A 623-nucleotide genomic window follows, 5' to 3' on the forward strand; every position below is an offset into this window, starting at 1 on the left:
GGTGTCTACCGCTTGAGGGCCAGCCTCAAGACCAACGATACCCACGAATGCTGCTAGACCGAAGTCGCGAATAAAGCTTGCTGCTGATTCTGGGAATTGCGCCACATGTGGGTTACGGCTGCGTAACCAACCAACAATCAGACCTGACACTAGACAGCCTGCACCAGAGCCGATAGTGACCGGAATACCTGCAATTTTGAAGTTGATTAGGCCAATCAAAAGACCCAATACCATACCCATGCCTAGTACAATGAAGTCAGTCATTGTTGCTGAGTTCATTGGCTTACCGATTGTACCTTGAACACGATTAATATCGCTTGGTGAGCCAGTTAATTGAATAACATCATTTTTCTTAACAACAAGGTCAGCGTGAACTGGGATTGATACACCTTCGCGAAGGTAGTCAGTCACATAAACACCACGGTAAGTGCCTTTGTTCGCTTCTGATTTGATTTGACCTAGTGTACGGCCAATCAGTTGTTTGTTGTCTGCGATAAGCTGACGGTTCTCTTCAATGACTTCGTACTCTTCTGGAAGCACAACTTCAGAGCCAACAGAGTCACCTTTCAACTGACCAATGGCTTTACGAGTACCTGTGATAACCAGAACATCGCCTTGTTGAA

The 623-nt window shown here is 46.1% G+C and carries 1 protein-coding gene; it reads right to left on the reverse strand.

The annotated features are described in order from the left end of the window. A partial coding sequence (locus AB4486_RS25445) for a TrkA C-terminal domain-containing protein (RefSeq protein WP_372119500.1) occupies positions 1-623 on the reverse strand: 623 nt, incomplete at both ends.

Source organism: Vibrio sp. 10N.222.55.C6 (assembly GCF_041473395.1).
In the GTDB taxonomy this organism is placed as follows: Bacteria; Pseudomonadota; Gammaproteobacteria; order Enterobacterales; family Vibrionaceae; genus Vibrio; species Vibrio crassostreae_C.